We start from the raw sequence: 4,685 nt of genomic DNA, 5'->3' as shown, positions 1-4,685 counted from the left end.
CGGCACCCCGGTCGCACCCGCGGTGACGGCGCCCGCGGCAGCCGGCGAGGCCGACGCAGTGCGCCGGTGGCGCGCGGCGGCCGCCTTCGGCGCGCCCCGCATCCCGCTCGCCCCCGGCACGGACGCCTGGCGGTGGAGCGGTCGCTCATGACGCGACCGACGGCCCCCTGCCCGTGCGGGTCCGGCGTCCGCGACGACCTGTGCTGCGGACGTCTGCACCGGGGCGACGGCCTCGCCGCGACGCCCGAGGAGCTCATGCGCTCGCGCTACACCGCCTTCGTGCGCGGCGAGGCCGCCTACCTGCTGGCGACCTGGCACCCGCGCACCCGCCCGCACGACCTGTCGCTCGCCCCCGACCCGGGCTGGCGGGGCCTGGAGGTGCTCGGCACCCGGGGCGGCGACGACGACGCGACGGGTGTCGTCGAGTTCGTCGCCCGCCACGTCGACGGCGACCTGCGCGAACGCAGCCGGTTCGAGCGGCGCGCCGGCCGCTGGCTCTACGTCGACGGCGACGTCGACGCCGGCTGACGAGCCCGCGTCACGGAACGACGTTCCCCGCGCACGCGAGCCTCGTTAGGGTCCGTACATGACGACCGACCACAGCACCACCGGGGCCCCGGCCCACCGGGAGCCCACCCCGATCGACGCGATCGCCGACGCCTACGTCGAGACGACCGCCCGCCTGAACCCGCTCGCCGCGACCGCGATGGGGCTCGCCGGGTACGACCACCTCATGACCGACTTCTCGCCCGCCGGCTGGCGGGCGCAGGCCGACGCCGCGCGCGCCGTGCTGGGCGAGCTCGACCGCGTCGACCCGCAGGACGACGTCGACCGCGTCACGCTCGACGCCATGCGCGAGCGCATCGGCCTGGAGCTCGAGCTGCACGACGCGAACGAGCTCCTCGGCTCGCTGAACAACATCGCGTCCCCGGTCCAGGAGCTGCGGGACATCTTCGACGTCATGCCGACGTCGACCCCCGAGCACTGGGAGAACATCGCGGCACGCCTGAACGCGCTGCCCGGTGCCGCCGACGGCGTCATCGAGTCGCTGCGGCTCGCCGCGTCGCGGGGGCGCGTGGCCGCCGTGCGCCAGGTCCTGGAGTGCATCACGCAGGCCGACGAGCTCTCGGGCGACGGGTCGTTCTTCGACTCCTTCGTCACGGGCACGACGGTCGACGCCGCGCTCGACGACTCCGCCGCGTGCCAGGCGATCCGGCGTGACCTGTCCGAGGGCGCCGCGGCCGCGAAGCAGGCGTACGCCCGCATCGCCGAGTTCCTGCGCGAGGAGCTCATCGCGCAGGCGCCGCAGGCCGACGCGTTCGGCCGCGAGCGCTACGCCCTGTGGTCGCGATACTTCCTCGGCGCCCGCGTCGACCTCGACGAGACGTACCGGTGGGGCCTGGAGGAGCTGGACCGCGTCATCGCCGAGCAGGAGGCGGTCGCCGCGCAGATCGCCGGCGACGGCGCCTCGGTCGCCGACGCGGTGGCGGTGCTGGACCAGGACCCGGCCCGCGTCCTGCACGGCAACGACGCCCTCCAGGCGTGGATGCAGGAGACGTCGGACGCCGCGGTCGCCGCCCTGAACGGCGTGCACTTCGACATCCCCGAGCCGATCCTGCGCCTCGCGTGCCGCATCGCGCCCACCCAGAACGGCGGCATCTACTACACCGGCCCCTCGGACGACTTCTCCCGCCCGGGCACCATGTGGTGGTCCGTGCCGCCGGAGGTCACCACGCACACGACGTGGCGCGAGAAGACGACCGTCTACCACGAGGGCGTCCCCGGCCATCACCTCCAGGTGGGCCAGGCCGTCTACGAGCGGGCGACGCTCAACAGCTGGCGCCGCCTCGCCTGCTGGGTCAGCGGCCACGGCGAGGGCTGGGCCCTGTACGCCGAGCGCCTCATGGCCGACCTCGGCTTCCTCGACGACCCGGGCGACCGCCTCGGGATGCTCGACGGGCAGCGCATGCGCGCCGCTCGCGTCGTCCTCGACCTCGGTGTGCACCTCGGGCTGCCGTGCCCGGAGCGCTGGGGCGGCGGGACGTGGGACGCCGACAAGGCGTGGGACTTCCTGTCCGCGAACGTCAACATGCCCGAGGCGTTCCTGCGCTTCGAGCTGAACCGCTACCTGGGCTGGGGCGGCCAGGCGCCGGCGTACAAGATCGGCCAGCGCCTCTGGGAGACGGCGCGCGACGAGGCGGCGGCCGCCGCGGCCACGCGCGGCGAGGAGTTCGACCTGCGCGCGTTCCACGCCCGTTCGCTGGCTCTCGGCTCGGTGGGCCTGGACGTGCTGCGCGAGGCGCTCGCGCGCTGACCGGACGCACCCGAGGGCGCCCGCGCCCGACGACGCGACGGGAGGTCGCCGCGGCTACCCTGCCGCGGTGACCTCCCTCGTGCTCGCCTCCGCCTCCCCCGCCCGCCGCGCCCTGCTCCGCTCGGCCGGCATCGACGCCGTCGTGCAGGTGTCCCGGGTCGACGAGGACGCCGTCCTGGCGGCCTCGTCGACGGACGGGCCCCTGGACCCCGCCGACGCGGTGCTGCTCCTCGCCCACGCCAAGGCCCAGGACGTCGCCGGCCGCCTCGACGAGGACGCGCTGGGTGAGGCCGGCGTCGAGGACGCGGACGACGTCGTCGTCGTGGGGTGCGACTCGATGCTGGAGCTCGACGGGCGTGCGTTCGGCAAGCCGGCCGACGCCGCGCAGGCGGTCGAGCGGTGGCGCACGATGCGCGGCCGGAGCGGCGTCCTCCACACCGGGCACTGGCTCGTGGACCTGCGGCCCGTCGGCCCGGGCGCCGGCAGCGGCGGCACCGTGGGCGGCGTGTCCTCCACGGTGGTGCACTTCGCGGACCTGTCCGACGAGGAGATCGACGCCTACGTCGCGACGGGCGAGCCCCTCAAGGTCGCGGGTGCCTTCACCGTCGACGGCCTGGGAGGCCCGTTCGTCACGGGGATCGAGGGTGACCACCACGGCGTCGTGGGGCTGAGCCTGCCCCTGCTGCGCGAGCTGCTCGCCGAGCTCGGGCTGCCGCTGCACCGCCTCTGGCGTGGCTGATCCCGACAAAGCCCGGCCGACGCCGGTTGTGGATCCGTACAAGGTGCGACGACGCCGCGTCCGGTGCGTGAACGGGCGGGGCGCGTGACGTTACGGTGAGCCGTGCCCGGAATCCACAAGGTCCTGATCGCCAACCGTGGTGAGATCGCCGTCCGCATCGCCCGGGCCTGCGCCGACGCCGGCATCGCGAGCGTCGCGGTCTACGCCGACCAGGACCGCGAGGCCCTGCACGTCGCGCTCGCGGGCGAGGCGTTCGCGCTCGGCGGCACCCGCGCGGCCGAGACGTACCTCGACGTCGCCAAGCTGCTCGACGTCGCCCGCCGCTCGGGCGCCGACGCCGTCCACCCCGGGTACGGCTTCCTCGCCGAGAACGCGGGCTTCGCGCAGGCGGTGATCGACGTCGGGCTGACCTGGATCGGCCCGCCGCCCGCCGCCATCGAGGCGCTCGGCGACAAGGTCAGCGCGCGCCACATCGCACACCGCGCCGGCGCGCCGCTCGTCGCGGGCACGCCCGACCCCGTCACGGGGGCCGAGGAGGTGCAGGCGTTCGCCGAGGAGCACGGCCTGCCCATCGCGATCAAGGCGGCGTTCGGCGGCGGCGGCCGTGGCCTGAAGGTCGCGCGCGAGGCCGCCGAGATCGCGGAGCTCTACGACTCCGCCGTCCGGGAGGCGACGGCGGCGTTCGGGCGGGGCGAGTGCTTCGTCGAGCGCTACCTCGACGCGCCGCGCCACGTCGAGACGCAGTGCCTCGCGGACCAGCACGGCACGGTCGTCGTCGTCTCGACCCGGGACTGCTCGCTCCAGCGCCGCCACCAGAAGCTCGTCGAGGAGGCGCCCGCGCCGTTCCTCACCCCGGCGCAGGAGACGCTCCTGCGCGACGCGTCGATCGCGATCCTGCGCGAGGCCGGCTACGTCGGCGCCGGGACCTGCGAGTTCCTCGTCGCGCGCGACGGCACCGTCTCCTTCCTCGAGGTCAACACCCGCCTGCAGGTCGAGCACCCGGTGACGGAGGAGGTCACGGGCATCGACCTCGTGCGCGAGCAGCTGCGCATCGCCGCCGGCGAGCCCCTCGGCTACGACCAGGTCGCCGTGCGCGGCCACTCGATCGAGTTCCGGATCAACGGCGAGGACCCGGCCCGCGGCTTCCTGCCCTCCCCCGGCCGGATCACGCGCCTGCGCCTTCCCGCCGGCCCCGGTGTCCGCGTGGACAGCGGCGTCGTCGAGGGCGACACGGTCTCTGGCGCCTTCGACTCGATGATCGCCAAGCTCGTCGTCACGGGCGCGACGCGCCGGCAGGCGGTCGAGCGCGCCCGCCGGGCGCTGGCCGAGCTCGAGGTGGTCGGCATCCCCACGGTCGTCCCCTTCCACCGGGCCGTCCTCGATTCCCCCGCCTTCGTCCCCGCGGACCCGCAGGAGCCGTTCACCATCCACACGCGGTGGATCGAGACCGAGTTCGCGGACACGGTCGCCGCGCTCGGCGCCACGCCCGACAGGACGGGCGACGACGAGCCGCAGGAGCGGCGCACCGAGCGCGTGGTCGTCGAGGTCGGCGGCAAGCGCATCGAGGTCGTCCTGCCCGCCGGGCTCGGCCTCGGCGGCGGGCGCGGGCGGCCCGGGACCGCGCGACCGCGC

At 75.4% G+C, this 4,685-nt stretch carries 4 protein-coding genes; all 4 read left to right on the top strand.

Annotated elements, in window-relative coordinates; translation table 11 throughout:
* Positions 1–147: 147 nt before the first annotated feature.
* On the top strand, positions 148–528 hold the full coding sequence (locus IDM29_RS15045; protein WP_182113359.1) for a YchJ family protein: 381 nt from the start codon (positions 148–150) through the stop codon (positions 526–528).
* 58 nt (positions 529–586) lie between these two features.
* The gene (locus tag IDM29_RS15040; protein ID WP_182113358.1) at positions 587–2,314 is read left to right on the top strand and encodes a DUF885 domain-containing protein; all 1,728 of its coding nucleotides are present in this window, start codon (positions 587–589) and stop codon (positions 2,312–2,314) included.
* Between the two features lie 67 nt (positions 2,315–2,381).
* On the top strand, positions 2,382–3,053 hold the full coding sequence (locus IDM29_RS15035) for a nucleoside triphosphate pyrophosphatase (protein WP_182113357.1): 672 nt from the start codon (positions 2,382–2,384) through the stop codon (positions 3,051–3,053).
* A gap of 102 nt (positions 3,054–3,155) precedes the next feature.
* Positions 3,156–4,685, top strand: a 1,530-nt coding sequence (locus IDM29_RS15030; protein ID WP_188037721.1) for an acetyl/propionyl/methylcrotonyl-CoA carboxylase subunit alpha, incomplete at its 3' end; no start/stop codon positions are given.

It is taken from the genome of Actinotalea sp. JY-7885 (assembly GCF_014525465.1).
In the GTDB taxonomy this organism is placed as follows: domain Bacteria; phylum Actinomycetota; class Actinomycetes; order Actinomycetales; family Cellulomonadaceae; genus Actinotalea.
The sequence above is the reverse complement of the archived record's forward strand: the minus strand, read 5'-3'. Positions and strand labels throughout refer to the sequence as shown.